Below are 19,038 nucleotides of genomic sequence, written 5' to 3'. Positions count from 1 at the left end.
TGAGCCATCGAAGCCGCTGCGGCGGGGGTTCAGAGTGCCTCACAAAACTCCCGACCTCGGGTGGTTCCCGATCTGAAGCCACCGGCGCAACGGGAGCATTGTAAGCAACACTCAGGCCCCCGCCCGGCCGACGCGCCCGCCCAGGGCCGTGCTCCGATCCCCATCGGACACGGCCTTTCGTCGTTTCTCACCACAGCCGAGCGATAAGACCAAAATCCGAAAATAGGAATTTATGATTGACAGCGCGACGCTCCTGAGCTATCCATAACCCACGCTCAAGACGTGTGGATGGAGAGGGGCGGCGGCGATGATCCTCACCCCCATCGACGGCGCCCGGAAAGCCGAGGCCGAACGCCTGTTTCGCGAGACCGACCGGACCGTGGCGCAGATCGCGGCGGAGACCGGCCTCGTCGCCGCGACCCTGCGCAAGTGGAACCGCCACGGCGGGTGGCGCGTGGCCCCGGCCAAAGCCCCGCCGGCCGCGTGGTCGGCTCCGCGCTGCGCGGCCCTCGCCCGGATCGACCGGGTTCACGGCGTCAGCCGCGACGACCTCGCCGCGGTGCTGGGCCTGTCCCGGCGCAGGGCCCCGGCGCATTTTTCCGCCTGTGGCCTGCCGGAGGTGGCGACCCAGCCGCCGCCCGGCCCCGCCGCCCTGCGGCTGGCCCTGCGCAGCCACATCGCCCGGCAGATCGCCGGATTCGACGCCGCGCTCACGGAAGCCGCCCCCGGCCTCGATTCGGCGCGGGTGCTGCGGGATCTCGGCGGCCTCAAGCGCCTCCTCGACGACCTCGACGCCGAGTCTCAAGTTCGCGGGAGTGAGACCGATGCAGAATCCGGCGCGGCGGACGGCTCCGACCCAAACGACCTGCCCGCCCTGCGCGCGCAGATCGCGCAGCGCTATGCGGCGTTCATGGGCGAGCGGCCGGATGCCGGCCTTCCTCCTGAGCCTGCCGCCGCACCTCGTCCGGGCGCTGGCCCGTGACTGGCTCCACACGGCGCGGGCCGACCAGCTGCCGCCCTGCCCCGACGAAAATTGGACGACCTGGGCCGTGGTGGGCGGGCGCGGCTCGGGCAAGACCCGCACGGGCGCCGAATGGGTGCGGGCCCTGGCGCTGGGGGACCCGGCCTTCACCGCCCGGCCCGTGGGCCGCATCGCGCTCATCGGTGAGACCTACGCCGATGTCCGCGACGTGATGATCGAGGGGCCGTCCGGCCTCCTCCACCTCCCCGGCCCCCGGCCGCGCTGGTCGCCATCGCGAAAACGCCTCGATTTCGCCAACGGCGCCGTCGGCCTCGCCTTCTCGGCCGAGGAGCCGGATTCCCTGCGCGGCCCGCAATTCGGCGCCGCGTGGTCGGACGAGATCGCGAAATGGCGCCATGCCGACGCCACCTGGGACATGATCCAGTTCGGCCTGCGCCTCGGCCATGCCCCGCGTGGCCTCGTCACCACCACGCCGCGCCCGATTCCTCTTCTCCGCCGCCTCCTTGCCGACCCCACCACCGTGGTGAGCCGCTCGCGCACGGCCGACAATGCGCACAATCTCGCGCCGAGCTTCCTCGACGCCGTGGTCGGGCGCTACGCCGGCACCCGCCTCGGGCGCCAGGAACTCGACGGCGAACTCATCGAGGACCGCGCCGACGCCCTCTGGACCCGGGACAATCTGGAGCGCGGCCGCGTCGCCGCGCCGCCCGACCTGCGCCGCATCGTCGTCGCCGTCGATCCGCCGGCCACCTCGAAGGCCGGGGCCGATGCCTGCGGGATCGTCGCCGCCGGCCTCGATGCCGCAGGCCACGCCTACGTGCTGGCCGATGCCACCCTGGCCCGGGCCGCGCCCGAGACCTGGGCGGCGGCGGCCCTCGCCCTGTACCATCGCCTCGCCGCCGACGGCCTCGTGGTCGAGGTCAACCAGGGCGGCGAGATGGTGACGAGCGTGCTCGCCCAGGTGGATGCCTCGGTGCCCGTCACCCCGGTGCGCGCCACCCGCGGAAAATACCTGCGGGCCGAGCCGGTCTCGGTGCTCTACGCGCAGGGCCGCGTCCACCATGTCGGCGCCCTGCCGGCGCTCGAGGACGAACTCTGCGATTTCGGCCCCGAGGGCCTCTCCTCGGGCGCCTCGCCCGACCGCCTCGACGCCCTGGTCTGGGCGCTGACCCACCTCCTGCTGCGGGGGGCCGCCGAGCCGCGCATCCGGCGGCTGTAGCCGCGTCGCGCCATCCGCTCCGCCGGAGGCCCGTTCCGGCCTCGCGAAAAAGGATCGCCCCATGCCCAACCTCTTCATCCGCCTCGCGCGGGCCGCCTTTCCCGTGCCCGAAGCGAAAGCGGTGCCGCTCGCCGTGCAGTTCTACGGCGAGGGCCGGGCCGTGTGGACGGCGCGCGAGGGCGGGGCGCTCGCCCGCGAGGGGTTCCAGCGCAACGCCGTAGTCCATCGCTGCGTCCGCCTCGTCGCCGAGGCCGCCGCCTCCCTGCCCCTGGTCCTGGCCGACGCGGACACGGAGCATCCGTTGCTGCGCCTGCTCGCCCGGCCGAACCCCCGCGAGGGCGGGGCGTGCCTCATGGAATCGCTCTACGGACACCTCATGGTCTCGGGCAACGCCTACCTGGCGGCCGTGAGCCTCGACGGACGGTTGCGTGAACTCCACGGGCTGCGCCCCGACCGGATGCGGGTGGTGCCGGGGCCGGACGGCTGGCCCGTGGCCTACACCTACACGGTGGGCGGCCGCACCCTGCGGTACGACCTCGGTGGCGACGGCGTCGCGCCGGTGCTCCACCTCACCCTGTTCCATCCGGGATGCGATCATTACGGCCTCGCCCCCATGGAGGCGGCGGCGACGGCGCTGGACATCCACAACGCGGCGGGAGCCTGGAACAAGGCGCTGCTCGACAACGCCGCCCGGCCCTCCGGCGCCCTCGTGTTCGCCTCGGCGTCGGGGGGAAGTTTGAGCGACACCCAGTTCAGCCGCCTGAAGACCGAGCTCGAAGCGAACTACCAGGGCGCCGGCAATGCCGGGCGCCCCCTCCTCCTCGAAGGGGGCCTCGACTGGAAGCCGCTCGCCCTCTCGCCCAAGGACATGGATTTCGTGGAGGCCAAAAGCGGCGCCGCCCGCGAGATCGCCCTCGCCTTCGGCGTGCCGCCCCTGCTGCTCGGCCTGCCGGGCGACAACACCCACGCCAACTACGCCGAGGCCAACCGCGCCTTCTACCGCCAGACGGTGATCCCCCTCGTGCGCCGCACCGCCGAATCCCTCGCCCATTGGCTGGAACCCGCCTTCGGCCCGGCCCGGCTGGAGCCCGACCTCGACGCCATCGAGGCCCTGGCGCCCGAGCGTGAATCCCTGTGGCGCCGGATCGGCGAGGCGGGATTTCTGAGCGACGCCGAGAAGCGGGTGGCGGTGGGGTACGGGGCGGCAACCGACTGAGGAAGCGTCGTGCCCGCCAAGGAAGCGGACGCGCGCCCCCCAAAGACCGATACATTTCCGAACCCCGGAGTCCCTCATGGACGGCCATTTCACCGGCTATGCCAGCCTGTTCGGCGTGCCCGATCTCGGGCGCGACGTGGTGGCGCCCGGCGCCTTCGCGGCGAGCCTGAGCGCGCGGGGCGCCGCGGGCGTGCGGATGCTGTGGCAGCACGATCCGGCCGAGCCCGTCGGGCGCTGGCTCTCCCTGACGGAAGATGCGCGCGGCCTGCGCGTCGCCGGCCAGCTCAACCTCGCCGTGCAGCGGGGGCGTGAACTCGACGCGCTCCTGCGCGAGGGCGCGCTCGACGGGCTCTCCATCGGCTTTCGCACCCAGCGGGCGACGCCCGAGCGCGGCGGCCTGCGCCGGCTCCACAGCCTCGACCTGTGGGAGATCTCGCTGGTCACCTTTCCGCTCCAGCCCGGCGCCCGCATCGCCGGGAAGGCCGCGCCCGCCCCGCCCCTGGCCGACGCCATCCGGGCCTTTGCCCGGCGCGTCGCCCCGCCGCGCCCTACGGCGCTCGGCCGGCCCGCCGCTCCCCTCCCCCACCAGAAGAGGTTCGCATGACCGTCCAGACCGCCATCGAGACGAAATCCGCCCGCGCCCTCGAGAACAAGGCCGCCACCGACCCCGCCGTGAACGACGCCATGGGCGAACTCCAGCGCGCCTTCGCGGCGTTCCGCGAGACCAACGACACCCGGCTCGCCGAGATCGAAGGCCGCCTCGGCACCGATGTCCTCACCGAGGAGAAGCTCGCCCGCATCGACGCGGCGTTGGACACCACCCGCACCCGCCTCGACCGCCTCACCCTCGACGGGCGCCGCGCGCCCCTCGGCGCCGAGGCCCCGCCCCGCGACGCCGTGGCCACGGAGCACAAGGCGGCGTTCGATCTCTACGTCCGGGCCGGCGAGAGCGGCGGCCTCAAGCGCCTGGAGGAGAAGGCTTTGTCGGCGGGCTCCGGCCCGGATGGCGGCTACCTTGTGCCCGCTACGATCGAGCGCGAGGTTCTCACCCGCCTTGCCCGGCTCTCGCCGATCCGGGGGCTCGCCACCGTCCGCACCATCTCGGGCGGCCTCTACAAGCGCGCCGTCTCCGTCACCGAGGCGGCGTCGGGCTGGGTGTCGGAGGCCGCGCCCCGGCCGCAGACCGACGCGCCGACCCTATCCGAACTCAGCTTCCCCGCCATGGAACTCTACGCCATGCCGGCGGCGACCCAGACGCTCCTCGACGACGCCGTCGTCGACCTCGACGCCTGGCTCGCCGACGAGGTCGAGACCACCTTCGCCGAGCAGGAGGGCACCGCCTTCGTCACGGGCAACGGCGTCAGCCGCCCGCGCGGCGTCCTCAGCTACGACACGGTGGCCAACACCGCCTGGGTTCCGGGAAAGCTCGGCTTCGTCGCGACCGGCGCGGCCGGGGCCTTCCCTACCACCAACCCGGCCGACGTGCTGTTCGATCTCGTCTATGCGCTTCGCGCCGGCTACCGCCAGAATGCCGGCTTCGTGATGAACCGGCGCCTCCAGAGCACGATCCGCAAGCTGAAGGACGCCGACGGCAACTACCTGTGGCAGCCGCCGCAAACCGCGGACCGCACCGCGACCCTGCTGGGCTTCCCCGTGACGGAGGCCGAGGCGATGCCGGACGCCGCCGCGAACAGCCTGTCGCTGGCTTTCGGCGATTTCCGCCGCGGCTACCTCGTGGTGGACCGCGCGGGCCTACGGGTGCTGCGCGACCCCTACTCGGCCAAGCCCTACGTGCTGTTCTACACCACGAAGCGCGTGGGCGGCGGCGTGCAGGATTTCGACGCGATCAAGCTGTTGAAGTTCGCGTGAGAAGCGCGGGCGCCCGGTTCAGCGGGCGCGGCGGAGGCGGGTCGCGCCCGGCTCCGCCATCCACTCCGTGCGCCCCCCCGCCTCACCTGTCTGCATCCGGCTCATCTCGGCGGCCCGCGAGGAAATCCAGCCCGCGTGCTCGGCGGTCGGGGTGACGGCGGTGAAACCGCCGCAGGCCGTGCGGGCGCGCTTGTCCTGGTGCATGGCGCCGCTCGACCAGCTGACGACGCCGACGATCTGGTAGCCGCCGGGGCCGCCGCTCAGGATCGGGCCGCCGGAATCCCCGAGGCAGGCGCCGGCCCCCGCCGTCTCGGCCATGCGGCGGCGGTCGGTCACCACGGTGACGCGGTTGGCGACCTGAAGCGGGCCGATGGAGACGAGCCGGGCCTGGCGCAGGGTGCGGGCGGTGTTGCGGCGGTTCTCCGCCACCACGCCGAAGCCCGCGATCTCGACGGTGTCGCCGGTGGCGATCCCGCCGCCGCGCGGATCGAGGGGCTGGAAGTCGCCGCCCAGGGGCTCGGCGAGCTTGACCAGGGCGAGGTCGATCCCCGGCTGATCTTCCGGCGTGGTGCCGGGCACGAATTCGGGGTGCATGGTCGCCGCCGCGACGCCGATGCGGCGCGAGCGGAAGGCCCGGTCCACCGCAACCACGCTGTAGCCGGCGCGGTGCATCACGCAATGGGCCGCCGTGAGGACGAGATCGGGCGCGATGAGGGTGCCCGAGCAGATCTCGCCCTGAGTGCTCTCGATGCGCACCACGGAGGCGCGCAGGCCGTTGGGGTCGCGCGAGACCGTGCCGTTGATCACCGCGAGCGCCGGGGCCGGCAGGAGGCCGACGAGGCTCGCGAGAGCGACTGTGCGAAACGCGGTCGGCAGCATCGTGTCTCTCCCCGCGTTCCGGTGAACCCCGGTCTGCTTGGACTTAAACTTAGCGTAAGGGAATCGTTCGGCCAAGCACCGGTTCCCCGCCGATGCGGGGTGGCCTACGGCTCGACCCAGCGGGCGGCGAGGCCCCAACCCGCGAGCGTCGCGTCGATCCAGGCCCGCTGCGGCCCGACGAGAACCCCTTGCGAGAGGCCGCCGCAGGCCCCGCCGACCCAGGCCGCCACGGCGACGACGCCGGCCGCATCCGTCACCGGGCCACCGGAATCGCCCTGGCAGGCGCCGGTTTTCGTGCCCTTGACCCAGACGAGGAGACGGCTCGGCCCGTACGGTTCGACGACGGGAACCCGTGCCTGCCGGTAGGTGCCGCTGCTGCGTGGATCGCCGGGCGTTCCCACGCCGTAGCCCGCGACCGTGACGGCCTCGCCCGCGCGCGGCATCGCGTCGCTCAAGGGAAGCGCGGCGAACGGGGCCGGCAGGGGCGCGGCCAGGCGCACGAGGGCGAGGTCGACGGAGCGGCGGCGCCCCGTGATGGCCCCGGCATCGTAGCCCGGATGCACCGCCTGCGCGGCGGGTTCGGCCAGGACGGGGGTGCCGTCCGCGCCCTTGTAATGCACCCGGTGGGCGAGGCCGGGCGCGAGGCAATGCCCGGCGGTGAGGATGGCGTCCGGCGCCACCACCACGCCGGTGCAGACGCCGCCCTTGGAGGACAGCACCATCACGGCCCCCGTCGCGGCTTCCGGCGCGGGGGCGCCGCCCACCACGGCCGCCGCCGGGCCGACGAGGCCCAGCAACGCGGCGCAACACCCGAACACCCGCCGCGCCATCGGCGACCCTTTCGCCCATCAGGAGACCACCATGACCCCGATACGCGTCGCGGGCACCACCGTCGAGCCGATGAGTCTGGCGGAGATGCGCGCCCACCTGCGCCTCGATTCCGACGATGGCGCCGAAGACGGGCTCATCGCCGGCCTGCTGACGGCGGCCCGCGCCCAGGTCGAGGCCGCGACCCGGCGGCTCCTCACCCCCGGCCGCTACCGCATCACCGTCACGGCCTGGCCGCCGAACGGGTTCCTGGCCCTGCCGCTCGCCCCCCTGGTGGCGGTGGAGCGCGCGAGCCTCGTGGACGCGCAAGGCGGGGTGACGGAGTTGAGCGCCGGCCTCATCCGCCTCGGGCCGGACCCGGAGGAGGCGCCCGGCCTCACCATCGCGCCGGAGGCCCCGCCGCTCCGCGCCCGCGCCGCCCTCATCGAGGTGAGCGCGGGCCATGGCGGCGACGGCCCGCCCGTGCCCCCCGCCCTCGTCCAGGCGATCCGGCTGCTGGCCGCCCACGGCTTCGAGCATCGCGGCGACACCGCCGTCGCCCCGCCGCCCGCCGTCGCGGCCCTCGTCGAACCCCTCCGGCGCCTGCGCCTATAATTCGAAGGTCGCCATCATGTCCGACCCCCTCCCCCGCATCCCCATCGGCGCACGCCGCCGCCGCTTCGTCCTCGAACGCCCCGTGGAGGAGTCGGACGGGTTCGGCGGCACCCTCCGGCGCTTCGTCCCCGGCCCCCTCCTGTGGGGCTCCCTCGAAGCCATCGGGGCGCCCGAGCGGGTCCGGGGCGGGCGGGCCGACGCCGTGGAGACCCACCGGGTCCGCCTCGCCTACCGGCCCGACGTCAGCCCGCCCATGCGGCTTGCCGCCGGGCCGCGCCGCTTCGCCATCCGGGCGGCGGCCGATCCCGACGGGCGGGGGCGCGAACTCGTCTGCCGGGTCGAGGAACTGATTGCCGGAGCGGAGGCGCCATGAGCACGGCCACGGCGAATCCGGTCTCGGCGAGCCCGCTCCTCGCCCTGCGGGGGGCGATCCTCGCCTATCTCGCCGTCGATGCCGCCCTGGCCCGCCTCATGGGCGGGGCTTTGCGCCTCCACGACGAGCCGCCGCGCGGCAGCGTGCCCGTCTACGGCGTGTTCGGCGACGCCGAGATCCGCGACGAATCCGTCGATGGCGCCGCCCGCCACGCCCATAGCCTGAGCCTCATCCTCTACGCCCGGCCGGGCTCGGCCCGCTCCGGCCTCGCGGCGGCCGAGCGCATGGCCGACCTTCTGGCCGACGCGCCCCTGGCGCTCACCGGCCACAGCCTCGTGACCCTCCGGGTCGCGCGGCTCGCCGCCACCCGCGACCCCGCCACGGGCGAGGCCCGCGCCACCCTCACCCTCCAGGCCGTCACCGAGGGGCGCCCGGCCTGAGCGCCGCCCCCATTTCCGGAGCCCCAGCATGAGCGCGCAACGCGGCAAGGACCTTCTCATCCGGGTGGCGAACGGGGGCGGCTTCACGGCCGTCGCCGGCCTGCGCACCCGCCAGATCGCCTTCAACGCCGAGACCGTGGACGTGACCCACGCCGAATCCGCCGGGCGCTGGCGCGAACTCCTCTCCGGGGCCGGGGTGCGCCGGGCCTCCATCGCGGGGGCCGGGGTGTTTCGCGACGAAGCCTCCGATGCCCGTCTGCGGCAGCTGTTCTTCGACGGCGCCGTCGAAACCTACCAGGTGGTGGTTCCGGCCTTCGGCACCCTGGAGGGATTGTTCCAGATCACCAGCCTCGAATATCGCGGCGATCACGCCGGGGAGGTGACCTTCGACATGGCGCTGGAGTCCGCCGGCGCCCTCGGCTTCACGGCGGCTTGAGCCATGGCCAACCGCCGACGCGGCGAGGTGCCCCTCGATCTCGCGGGCACCCGCTACACCCTCTGCTTCACCCTCGGGGCCCTGGCCGAACTCGAATCGGCCTTGGGCGCCGACGACCTCAACGGCCTCGCCGGGCGCTTCGCCGGGGGACGCCTCGCCACCCGTGACCTCGTCGCGCTTCTCGGCTGCGCCCTGCGCGGGGGCGGCCACGCCCTCGACGACGAGTCCGTGGCGGCCCTGCCGCTGGCCGGCGGCCTCGACCGCATCGCGGCGGCCCTGGGCGCGGCCCTGACGGCGGCGTTCGGCGACTCACCGCCAAACCCTTGACCCCCACGGGCGGGACCGCGCCGGAGCCCGCCTCCGCCTTCCCGTGGGATGACGTCCTCGCCCTCGCCCTCGGACGCCTGGGATGGCGCCCGCGCGACCTCTGGGCCGCAACGCCGCGCGAACTCTTCGCCGCCGCCGGCTTCCACGCCCGCGCGCCGGCTCCGAGCCGAGCGGAGTTCGATCGGCTGCTCGCCGCCCACCCGGACCCCCTTGATCCTGTGATCCCCTGACGACGGGAGCCTTGCATGGCCGAAACCGAGACCGACCGGGCGCAAGCCGGCCGCGAAAAGCAGCTCGAAACCCTCGACCGCCTCGCCAAACGCTTCGGCCACAGCCTGTCCCAGGCCCTGACCGGCCCCCTCGGCGCCGGCCGCCAGCTCGACGGGGTGCTGGGCACCCTCACCACCAAGCTCTCGGCCCTCGCCGTCAAGACGGCCCTCGCCCCGGTCAAATCCGGCATCACCGGGCTGGTGAAGAGCGCCCTTTCCGCCAGCGTATCCGGTGGCAGCGAAGCCTTCGCCCGGGGTGGGGTGATCGCAGGGGGCCGGGTGCAGCCCTTCGCGGCCGGCGGCATCGTCGCCGCCCCCACCTACTTTCCCATGCGGGGCGGCACCGGCCTCATGGGGGAAGCCGGCCCGGAGGCGATCCTGCCCCTGAAGCGCGGCAGCGACGGCCGCCTCGGCGTCGCGGCGGGCGCCGCCGAGGCACGAAACGCCTCCGTCACGGTCAACATCACCACCCCGGACATCGCGGGCTTTCGCCGCTCCGAGGCCCAGGTCGCCGCCGGCCTCGCCCGCGCCGTGGCGCGGGGCCGGCGAGGGCTGTGAGCGACGCGCGGGTCGTCCTCCTCTCCCCGCTTGCCGACGCGGTTCACACATCGCCGAAGAGGCACTTTCGCAAGCACCTCCGGGCCTGAAGCGAGCACGACAGGCCCCCTCTCCTGGAAGGAGAGGGGACCCGCGCCGCCCGAGAGATACAGAGAGCGCCAGAAAAAGGCTGCGCCCGCGCCTCTGCAAATCTTCCGAAGCAATCCCTCCGTCCTCCCCAGGAGCCGCCCATGGGCGCCGATTTCCACGAGGTCCGCTTTCCCCTCGACGTCGCCCTGCGGGGCAGCGGCGGGCCGGAGCGGATGACCGAGGTCGTCACCCTGGCGTCGGGGCGCGAGCACCGCAACGCCCGCTGGGCGGATTCGCGGCGGCGCTACGATGCGGGCCTCGGCATCCGCACCCTGGACGCCCTCCACGCCGTTCTGAGTTTCTTCGAGGAGCGGCGCGGGCGCCTCTACGGCTTCCGCTACCGCGACCGGGTCGATTCCCGCTCCGGCCCGCCCTCGCGGCCGGTCTCGGCCACGGACCAGCGGATCGGCACCGGCGACGGCACCACCCGGGCGTTCGGCCTCGCCAAGACCTACGGCAGCGGCCCCCTTCCCTACCGCCGGACCATCGCCAAGCCCGTGGCCGAGAGCGTGACCGTGGCGGTGGCCGGTGCCGTCCTGCCGGCCGCCGCCTTCACCTGCGACGCCACCACCGGGATCGTCACCCTCGCGACGGCCCCGCCTGCCGGCACCCCCGTGACGGCGGGCTTCGTGTTCGACGTGCCCGTCCGCTTCGACAGCGACAGCCTCACCGTCGATCTCGCGGCCTTCACGGCGGGCGAAATCCCGAAGGTGCCCCTCGTCGAGATCGTACCCTAGTGCTGTGACGCAATCACTTCGTTCCTGCGCCAAAGCACGAGGCTTTTGTTTTTGCATCACTTTTCCCAGACGCGGCTGAAGCCTCCGTCTGGATCGATGCCCTAGGAGCCCCGGCCATGCGCGACCTGCCGCCCGCCCTCGCCGCGCATCTGGCCGGCGGGTCCACCACCCTGTGCCATTGCTGGACCCTCACCCGCCGCGACGGCGCGGTGCTGGGCTTCACCGACCACGACCGCGATCTCGCCCTCGCGGGCGTCGTCCACGCCGCCCGCTCCGGCCTGGAAGCGGCCGAAGCCAGCGCCGAACTCGGCTTCGCGGTTGGCGGTGGCGAGGTGGCCGGCGCCCTGAGCGCCCTCGGGATCACCGATGCCGATATCGCCGGGGGCCTCTACGACGGGGCCGGCGTCGAGACCTGGCTGGTGGACTGGACCGTCCCGGAGACGCGCCTCCTCCTCGACGCCGGGACGCTCGGCGAGGTGCGCCGGGCCGGCGGCGCCTTCGTGGCCGAGGTGCGCGGCCTCATGGACCGCCTCGACGTGCCCACCGGCCGGACCTACCGCGCCACCTGCGCCGCCGAACTCGGCGACGGGCGCTGCCGGGTGAACCGGGACGCACCGGCCTTCCGCACCACCGGCCGGGTCGAGGCCGTGCCCGAACCCGAGACCCTGCTTGTGTCCCTGGCGGCGCCGTTCCCGCCCGGCTGGTTCACGGCCGGGCGCCTCGTCTGGACCGGAGGCGCCCAAACCGGACAGGCCGCCGATATCCGCGCCCACGCGGCCGAAGCGGCGGGTCCGCGCCTCGCCCTGTGGCAGGCCCCGGCCCGCCCGGTGCAGCCCGGCGACGCCTTCACGCTCACGGCGGGCTGCGACAAGCGGTTCTCCACCTGCGGGGACAAATTTGCCAACAGCCTGAACTTCCAGGGGTTTCCCCACCTGCCGGGCAACGATTTCGTGGTGCGGCCCGTGCCCGGTTCCGGCCCCGGCCTAGATGGCGGGAGCCTGTTCCGATGAGCGGAGCCGAGATCGTCGCCGCCGCCCGCGCCTGGATCGGCACGCCCTACCGGCATCAGGCTTCCCTGAAGGGGGTGGGGTGCGATTGCCTCGGCCTCGTGCGCGGGGTCTGGCGCGATTGCCTCGGCCCCGAACCCGAAGCCGCCCCACCCTACACGGCCTCCTGGGCGGAATCGGCCGCTCTCGGCACCGATCCCCTGGCGGAGGCCGCCGGCCGCCACCTCGTGCCGGTGCCGCTGGGCGATCCCGCCCCCGGCGACGTCCTGCTGTTTTCCTTCCGCGCCCACCTGCCCGCCCGCCACTGCGCCATCGCCACGGGGGCGGGCACGATGATCCACGCCCATGACGGCGCCGCCGTCACCGAAGTCGCCCTGACGCGGTGGTGGCTGCGGCACCGGACGCACGCGTTCCGGTTTCCGAATGGCGGCTGATCCGGGGCCGCCCGATCCTGAAGGCCGCCGCCCACATCAGGCCGCCATGGCACAGTACGGCACGAAACAGATCGACGTGCGCGGGATCCGACATGCCCGCTCCGCATGGACAGCCAAGAAGCCGGCATTTGACGGCATGGCGCTCGGATGGTTGTCGAGACGTACCGCGCCGGGGGCGCGGGCGACACCGCCGAGGTTCCGATGCCGACACTCCCCGCCCTGTTCCTCGCCGCCCTGGCGGGGGTGGCCATCGTGATCCAGCAGGGCTTGAACACGCAGCTGCGCGGGGTCCTGAACTCCGCCGCCTGGGCGGGCTTCGCGAGCTACTTCGTCGGCCTCGCCTGCATGGCGCTCCTGGCCCTCGTCCTGCGCGATCCCCTGCCCGCCTGGAACGCGGCGGCGCGCCTGCCGTGGTGGGCCTGGAGCGGGGGGGCCTTCGGCGCCCTGTTCATCGGCCTTGGCATCGTCCTCGTGCCGGTCCTGGGGGCGGGCACCTTCATGGCCCTCCTCGTCACCGGCCAGATGCTGGCCTCCGTGGCGTTCGACCATTTCGGCTGGCTCGGCCTCGCCCAGCGCAGCCTCGACGGCCCGCGGCTCATCGGCGTCGCCCTCCTCATCGGCGGGGTGATCCTGATCCGGCGCTGAGAACCACTCCTTTCCGGCCGCGCGGAGGCCGGTCCCGACAGCCTTCGGAGCCCGCCATGGCCACGCTGATCCTGCAAACCGCCGGAGCGGCGGCCGGTACGGCTTTGGGCGGCCCCATCGGGGGGATCATCGGCTCGGCCCTCGGGGCGGCGGCGGGCTCGGGCATCGACGGCGCCCTGTTCGGCGGCGGCACGGGCCCGCGCGTCGTCGAGGGGCCGCGCCTCACGGAGGTGGCGGGCCTGACCTCGACGGAGGGCGACCCGATCCCCCGCCTCTACGGCCGCGCCCGCCTCGGCGGCACCCTGATCTGGGCGAGCCGACCGCTCGAGACCGCCAACACCACCGTGGAGCGGGCGGGCGCCGCCGCCAAGGGCGGGGGCGGCCAGAAGACCGTCCGCACCGCCTATGCCTATTCCGTCGATCTCGCCGTCGGCCTGTGCGAAGGCCCCATCGCGGGGGTCAGGCGGATCTGGGCGGACGGGCGCGAACTCGACCTCACCGCCCTGACTTACCGCCTTCACCGGGGCGAGGCCGACCAGGCGCCGGACCCGCTCATCGTCGCCAAGGAGGGAACGGCCCCGGCCTATCGGGGCCTCGCCTACATCGTGTTCGAGCGTCTGGCCCTGGCTGAGTTCGGCAACCGCGTCCCGCAATTCGCCTTCGAGGTGGTGCGCCCCGTGGCGGGCCTCGCCGACCGGGTGCGCGCCGTCTGTCTCATTCCGGGCTCGACGGAATTCGGCCTCGACCCCGCCCCCGTCACGGAGGATGCGGGCCACGGCACGACGCGGCCGGCCAACCGCTTCCAGCTCCAGGGCGTCACCGACGTCATCGCCTCCCTCGATGCCCTCCAGGCCCTGTGCCCGAACCTGAAAAAGGTCTCGGTGGTGGCGAGTTGGTTCGGCGACGATCTGCGGGCCGGGCACTGCACCGTGGCCCCGAAGGTCGACAACGCCACCAAGGTGACGACGGGTGATTCCTGGGCGGTCGGCGGCCTCACGCGGGGACAGGCCGGCCGCGTCTCGACGACGCCCGAGGGCCATCCGGCCTATGGCGGCACCCCGTCCGATGCCGGCCTCACCCGCCTCGTGGCCGAACTCCACCGCCGGGGTCTCGGCGTGGTGCTCTACCCGTTCCTCATGATGGACGTGCCCCAGGGCAACACCCTGCCGGACCCGCGCGATCCTGTTAGCCCCGGCCAGCCGCCCTACCCCTGGCGCGGGCGCATCACCTGCGATCCCGCCCCCGGCCTGCCCGGCAGCCCGGACGGCACGGCGGCGGCGGGCGCCCAGGTCACGGCGTTCTTCGCGCAGTATCGCGGCCTCGTGCTGCACTACGCCGACCTCGCCGCCGGCTGGGGCGTGCCGCTCGCCGGCTTCGTCATCGGCTCCGAATGCGTCGGCCTCACCCGCGTGCGGGGGGCGGGGGACACCTACCCGGCCGTGGAGGGATTTCGCAGTCTCGCCCACGCGTTACGCGACCGCCTCGGCGCCTCGGTCCCCCTCGTCTACGCCGCCGACTGGACGGAGTACGGCGCCCATGTCCGCGACGGCGGCGCCACCGTGCGGTTTCCCCTCGACGCCCTGTTCGCCGATGCGGCGATCCATGCCGTCGGCATCGACTACTATCCGCCGCTGACCGATTGGCGCGACGGGCCGGACCATGCCGACCTCGCCGAGACCGACAGTCTCTACGACCGCGCCTACCTCGCCAGCCGCCTCGGGGCGGGCGAAGCCTTCGACTGGTACTACGCCAGCGCGGCCGACCGGGCGGCACAACGGCGCACCCCCATCACCGATGGCGCCCAGGGCAAGCCCTGGGTGTTCCGGGCCAAAGACCTCGTCGGCTGGTGGTCGAACCGCCACTGGGAGCGGGACGGCGGCGTCGAGACCCGCGCCACCGCCTGGGTCCCGGGGGGCAAGCCGATCTGGCTCACCGAGATCGGCGTGCCGGCCGTCGACAAAGGCACCAACGGCCCCAACGTTTTTCCCGATCCGAAATCCGCCGAGAACGCGGCGCCGCCCTTCTCCAACGGCACCCGCGACGACCTCATTCAGACCCGCGCCCTCACCGCCATCCTGGAGCGGTTCGATCCCGCCGCGCCCGGCTTCGACCCCGCCCACAACCCGGTCTCGGCGGTCTACGGCGGACCGATGGTGCCGCCGGACGCGATCTTCGTGTGGTGCTGGGACGCCCGGCCCTACCCGGCCTTTCCGGATTTCGACACCGTGTGGGCGGATGCGGACAATTGGTCGGTGGGCCACTGGATCACCGGACGGATCGAGGGCCTCGAACTCGACCGGCTGGTGGCCGCGATCCTGGCCGATTGCGGAATCGACCGCCCGGCCCGGATCACCGGCGCGGCGCAACTCGACGGCTACGTCCTCGACCGGTCCCTCTCGGCCCGCGCCGCCCTCGAACCCCTGGCCCGGCTCTACGGCCTCGACGTCGCGGCGGTGGCCGGCACCCTGCGCGTGCGGGGGCCGCGCGGAGAACGACCCCTGGCGTTGGCGGCGGGCGATCTCGTGGCCCCGGGCGACGACGCGCCCCTCGCCCAGGTGCGGGCGGAGGAATCCGAACTGCCCCGGTCCCTCGAAGTCACCGTGACCGACGCCGAGGGCGGAGCCTATCGCCGGATCACCGCCGCCGCCTCACGCCCCACGGGGGCGCGGCGCCGCGAGGTCCGGTTCGAGGCGGCGGTGGTGACGCGGCGGGCGCAGGCGGAAGCCCTGGCGGAGGCCATGCTCGACGCGGATCTCACCGCCCGCGACACCGCCACGTTCGTGCTCAGTCCACGCCGCATCGACCTCGAACCCGGCGACCTGTTGCGGCTGCCGGACGAGGCGGCAACGCACCGCATCGTCCGCATCGCCGACAGCCCCGCCGGGCGGCGGATCGAGACCCGGGCGGTGCCCCGGTACGGCCGCGTCCGCGCGGGGGAGCGCCCCGAGGCGGGCCGGCGCCGGGCACCGCCGGCACTCGCCGGACCGCCCTTCGCGACGATCCTCGACCTGCCGCTGGACCGGGGCGACCCGACGCCCCTGCAGGTTCTCGCCGTTCGGGCCGAGCCGTGGCCCGGCGAGATCGCCGTGTGGCGGGCGGAGGATGCGGGCGCGCTCGCCCTCCACACCCTCGTCGATCACCCGGCCTGCCTCGGGGAGACCCTGACGCCGTTCGGTCCCGGCCCGCTCTGGCGCTTCGACCGGGCGGCCCGTCTCGAGGTTCGCCTCGGGGCGGCCGGGGGCCTCGCCTCCGTGCCCGAAACGGCGGCCCTGGCCGGCGCCAACCGCTTCGCCCTCGTGGACGCGGACGGCACGGTCGAGATCGTGGCGGCGACGGGGGTGGTGCTCACCGGCCCGGGCACCTACCGCCTCAGCGGGTTCCTGCGGGGGCTCGCCGGCAGCGAGGCCGCCGCCGCCCGCACCCTGGCGGCGGGGCGCCTCATCGTGCGCCTCGACGAAGCCCCGGTGCCCCTCGTCACCCGCCTCGACGAGGCCGGGCGGCCGTTCCGCTACCGCATCGGCTCGGCCATCCGCGACCCGGCCGATCCGCTGTTCGTGGAGCGCCGGGCCACGGCCGGCCTCGGGGCCTTCCGGCCGCTGGCCCCCGTCCACCTGCGGGCGCGGCGCACGGGCGAGGGCCTGCGCCTCGCCTGGACCGGCCGGGTCCGCCGCGACGGCGATGCCTGGGAAGCCGCCGACGTGCCGCCCGATCCCATGCTCCGGGGCTACCGCATCGACATCCACGGCCCCGGCGGGGCGGTCCTGCGCAGCCTGGAGACCACGGCGTCGTCCGTTCTCTACACCGACGCGGCGGCGGATTTCGGCGGGCCGCCCACGGTGATCGAGGCCAGCATCGTACCGCTGGGCGCCCTGACCGGGCCGGGACCGGCCCTGCGGGCGCGGGTCCCCGTCCGGGCGGGATGAGGCACCGCGCCCTTCCCCGAACGGGCGCAACGAAGCCCGGTCCGGGGTCCAGCGCAAGACGTCGCGAAGCGTCGACAATCGCGCCGGGTCCCGGATCACCCCGCGCTGCGCTCCAGGCGTCCGGGGCAGCGGCCGCCCCCTCCTCCTCTCACACCGGAGCCCGTCCATGGCGCAGACCACCCCGCACCTTGCCCTGCCGCTCCTCGCGGCGGGGCAGGCCGGCAAGCACGTGACCCACAACGAAGCGCTCCTCGTCCTCGACGCCCTGGTCCAGCTCGCCTGCCGCGACAAGGATCTGGCCGCGCCCCCCGCCGCCCCGGCGGAGGGCGACCGCTACCTCGTGAGCGCGCAGACCCCGACCGGGGCCTGGACCGGGTTGTCCGGACAAATCGTCGTATTCGGCGATGGCGTCTGGACCGGCCTCGCGCCCCAGGCCGGCTGGCTCGTGCATGTGGCCGACGAGGATGCGTTCTACCGCTTCGACGGCACCCGCTGGGGACGCCTGTTCGACGGCCTGCGCCGGCTGCGCAACCTCGAGGCCATCGGCCTCGGCACCGAGGCGGAAACCGGGACGGCGTTCGCGGCGAAGCTCGAGCGCGCCCTGTGGAGCGCCCGCACCGTGGCGGAGGGGGGCAGCGGCAGCCTCGCGGTGGTGCTGAACAAGGCGGCCCCCGGGGGCGCCGGCGCCCTGCTGTTCCAGACCGGATTCTCGGGCCGGGCCGAATTCGGGCTCAACGGCGAGGACGCGCTGGGCCTCAAGGTCTCGGCCGATGGCGCCGCGTGGCGCGGCGCGTGGCGGGCCGATCCGGCCACGGGCCATCTCGGCCTCGGTGCCCTCGCCCTGCCGGGCACGCCCATGGCCAGGGCGCCCCTGCACGTGGCCCGCGAGGAGGCGGGGCCGGGCCTGTGCCTCGACGCCTACGGCGCCGGCCCCGTGGACAACCTCATCCAGGCCCGCGCCGGCCGGGGCAGCCGTCAGGCCCCCGCCCCGGTCCGCGCCGGGGACGGCCTCGTCGGCCTCTCGGGCGGCGGATTCTTTTCGGGCGGGAGCGCGGACGGGTGCGTCACCCTGCGCGGCATCGCCGAGGAGGACTTTTCCGCCGGTGCGCAAGGCGCAGGCTTCGTGGTCGAGGCGACGGATCTCGGCGGCGTCATCCCGCGTCCCGTGGTGAAGATGCGGGCTAACGGCGCCCTCGAACTCGTGGCCAGGGCGGGCGTGCCGGCGGCCGGGACGGCACCGGGGCAACTCGTCTTCGACAGCACCCTGGGCGCCTTCCGGGGCCAGACCGGCGCCGGGTGGGTTCGCCTCACCAACCAGCCGCGCTTCCGCGCGAGCACGAGCTACGACAACTATCTCGGCGCGGGCACTTGGACGCGGGTCGGCTTCAACACCGGGACCCTCAACGATCAGGGCCTGTTCCGGGCGAGCGACAACGCCTTCGTGGCGCCGGACGCCGGAACCTACACCGTCTCGGCGGGCCTCGCGTTCAAGCGCAACGGCGACAACGCGCCCGCCTCCCTGCAGGCACGCTTCCAACGCAACGGCGCCGCCCTCGACGGCACCCGCCGGGGTGTCGCCACGCCCGTCGACGGTGTCTCGACGGTGAGCCTGTCCGCGACGGTGTCGCTGGCGGCGGGCGACCGGATCACCGTCGAGGCCCTGTTCACGGGCACGGACGGCTACGTCGCCGCCGCCGACAGCGATTTTTCCGGATTCGGCCTCGCCTGAGACTCAGAGTGCCTCACGAAGCCCCGTCCCCGGACGGTTCTCGCCCTCAAGACGACGGAGCGGCGGAAGTTTCGTGAGAGACACTCAATACGGGTAGCCGTAATACGGCGCGGCGGGGCGGCGCTCGTCGCCGTAGACCGGACGGCCATAGCCGCGCGGCGCCGCGACGGCACCCGGCCCGTAATAGCGTGGCGGCCGGTAATTGCCGTTGTTCACGCCAGCCGAGCGGTCGTTGCCATTCTCCTCGGCGAAGAGTGTCAGGCCGCTGCCGCTGCCGCTGTTCTGGGCCGCGGCGCCGCCGATTTCCGCCAGCAGCAATCCGGCGGCCAAACCCAAGACGATGCGCGAACGCGCCATGATTCCCCTCCGGGATTCCCTTCCCGAGACCGGCTTTGGCCGATCTCGCAGGCGAACGCCCGGGCGCGTGCTTCCGTTCCCTGACCG

21 protein-coding genes are annotated in these 19,038 nt (G+C 74.0%); 18 read left to right on the top strand and 3 right to left on the bottom strand.

Annotated elements, in window-relative coordinates; all coding sequences use genetic code 11:
• Positions 1-307 precede the first annotated feature (307 nt).
• From BM249_RS03530 to BM249_RS03510, 5 genes are all read left to right on the top strand, one after another.
• The gene (locus BM249_RS03530) at positions 308-982 is read left to right on the top strand and encodes a hypothetical protein (protein WP_091969068.1); all 675 of its coding nucleotides are present in this window, start codon (positions 308-310) and stop codon (positions 980-982) included.
• Entirely contained in the window at positions 927-2,201 is a 1,275-nt protein-coding gene (locus BM249_RS03525; protein WP_244528568.1) for a DNA-packaging protein, read from the top strand. The genes BM249_RS03530 and BM249_RS03525 overlap by 56 nt, the downstream gene beginning before the upstream one ends.
• Positions 2,202-2,262: 61 nt before the next feature.
• Positions 2,263-3,417, top strand: coding sequence for a phage portal protein (locus BM249_RS03520; RefSeq protein ID WP_091969064.1), 1,155 nt, complete (start codon positions 2,263-2,265; stop codon positions 3,415-3,417).
• A gap of 76 nt (positions 3,418-3,493) precedes the next feature.
• Positions 3,494-4,021, top strand: a complete 528-nt coding sequence (locus BM249_RS03515) for an HK97 family phage prohead protease (RefSeq protein ID WP_091969062.1) — start codon at positions 3,494-3,496, stop codon at positions 4,019-4,021.
• Entirely contained in the window at positions 4,018-5,286 is a 1,269-nt protein-coding gene (locus tag BM249_RS03510; protein ID WP_091969060.1) for a phage major capsid protein, read from the top strand. The genes BM249_RS03515 and BM249_RS03510 overlap by 4 nt, the downstream gene beginning before the upstream one ends.
• Before the next feature lie 18 nt (positions 5,287-5,304).
• Here the strand turns inward: BM249_RS03510 and BM249_RS03505 are convergent, their stop codons facing one another.
• Positions 5,305-6,165, bottom strand: coding sequence for a S1 family peptidase (locus BM249_RS03505; RefSeq protein ID WP_091969058.1), 861 nt, complete (start codon positions 6,163-6,165; stop codon positions 5,305-5,307).
• A gap of 104 nt (positions 6,166-6,269) precedes the next feature.
• Entirely contained in the window at positions 6,270-6,995 is a 726-nt protein-coding gene (locus BM249_RS03500; protein WP_091969056.1) for a trypsin-like serine protease, read from the bottom strand.
• A 31-nt stretch (positions 6,996-7,026) separates the two neighbouring features.
• Between BM249_RS03500 and BM249_RS03495 the strand changes: the two genes are divergently transcribed.
• From BM249_RS03495 to BM249_RS03435, 13 genes are all read left to right on the top strand, one after another.
• On the top strand, positions 7,027-7,587 hold the full coding sequence (locus BM249_RS03495; protein WP_091969054.1) for a head-tail connector protein: 561 nt from the start codon (positions 7,027-7,029) through the stop codon (positions 7,585-7,587).
• 16 nt (positions 7,588-7,603) lie between these two features.
• Positions 7,604-7,960 (top strand): phage head closure protein, encoded by a 357-nt coding sequence (locus tag BM249_RS03490; RefSeq protein ID WP_091969052.1) that lies wholly within the window; start codon positions 7,604-7,606, stop codon positions 7,958-7,960.
• Entirely contained in the window at positions 7,957-8,400 is a 444-nt protein-coding gene (locus tag BM249_RS03485; RefSeq protein WP_091969050.1) for a DUF3168 domain-containing protein, read from the top strand. The genes BM249_RS03490 and BM249_RS03485 overlap by 4 nt, the downstream gene beginning before the upstream one ends.
• Before the next feature lie 28 nt (positions 8,401-8,428).
• Entirely contained in the window at positions 8,429-8,836 is a 408-nt protein-coding gene (locus BM249_RS03480) for a phage major tail protein, TP901-1 family (RefSeq protein ID WP_091969048.1), read from the top strand.
• Positions 8,837-8,839: 3 nt separating this feature from the next.
• Positions 8,840-9,163 carry a gene transfer agent family protein gene (locus tag BM249_RS03475; RefSeq protein WP_091969046.1) on the top strand — a complete coding sequence of 108 codons (324 nt, stop codon included), beginning with the start codon at positions 8,840-8,842 and terminating at the stop codon, positions 9,161-9,163.
• Positions 9,160-9,393 (top strand): phage tail assembly chaperone, encoded by a 234-nt coding sequence (locus tag BM249_RS03470; RefSeq protein WP_091969044.1) that lies wholly within the window; start codon positions 9,160-9,162, stop codon positions 9,391-9,393. Before BM249_RS03475 ends, BM249_RS03470 begins: the two co-directional genes overlap by 4 nt.
• 15 nt (positions 9,394-9,408) lie before the next feature.
• Positions 9,409-9,990 carry a phage tail tape measure protein gene (locus BM249_RS03465; RefSeq protein WP_091969042.1) on the top strand — a complete coding sequence of 194 codons (582 nt, stop codon included), beginning with the start codon at positions 9,409-9,411 and terminating at the stop codon, positions 9,988-9,990.
• A gap of 230 nt (positions 9,991-10,220) precedes the next feature.
• On the top strand, positions 10,221-10,856 hold the full coding sequence (locus BM249_RS03460) for a DUF2460 domain-containing protein (RefSeq protein ID WP_091969039.1): 636 nt from the start codon (positions 10,221-10,223) through the stop codon (positions 10,854-10,856).
• A gap of 116 nt (positions 10,857-10,972) precedes the next feature.
• Positions 10,973-11,866, top strand: coding sequence for a DUF2163 domain-containing protein (locus BM249_RS03455; protein ID WP_091969037.1), 894 nt, complete (start codon positions 10,973-10,975; stop codon positions 11,864-11,866).
• A complete protein-coding gene (locus BM249_RS03450) occupies positions 11,863-12,297 on the top strand; it encodes an NlpC/P60 family protein (protein ID WP_091969035.1) in 435 nt (144 codons plus the stop codon). The genes BM249_RS03455 and BM249_RS03450 overlap by 4 nt, the downstream gene beginning before the upstream one ends.
• A 201-nt stretch (positions 12,298-12,498) precedes the next feature.
• Entirely contained in the window at positions 12,499-12,942 is a 444-nt protein-coding gene (locus BM249_RS03445) for a DMT family transporter (RefSeq protein ID WP_091969334.1), read from the top strand.
• A gap of 56 nt (positions 12,943-12,998) precedes the next feature.
• Positions 12,999-16,865, top strand: coding sequence for a baseplate multidomain protein megatron (locus BM249_RS03440; RefSeq protein WP_091969032.1), 3,867 nt, complete (start codon positions 12,999-13,001; stop codon positions 16,863-16,865).
• Positions 16,866-17,031: 166 nt separating this feature from the next.
• Entirely contained in the window at positions 17,032-18,594 is a 1,563-nt protein-coding gene (locus tag BM249_RS03435; protein ID WP_091969029.1) for a DUF2793 domain-containing protein, read from the top strand.
• 84 nt (positions 18,595-18,678) lie between these two features.
• Here BM249_RS03435 and BM249_RS03430 read toward each other — a convergent pair whose 3' ends face one another.
• Positions 18,679-18,951 (bottom strand): hypothetical protein, encoded by a 273-nt coding sequence (locus BM249_RS03430; protein WP_091969027.1) that lies wholly within the window; start codon positions 18,949-18,951, stop codon positions 18,679-18,681.
• Positions 18,952-19,038: the final 87 nt, after the last annotated feature.

Source organism: Methylobacterium gossipiicola, from assembly GCF_900113485.1.
In the GTDB taxonomy this organism is placed as follows: Bacteria; Pseudomonadota; Alphaproteobacteria; order Rhizobiales; family Beijerinckiaceae; genus Methylobacterium; species Methylobacterium gossipiicola.
This window is presented reverse-complemented; position numbering and strand designations above follow the sequence as displayed.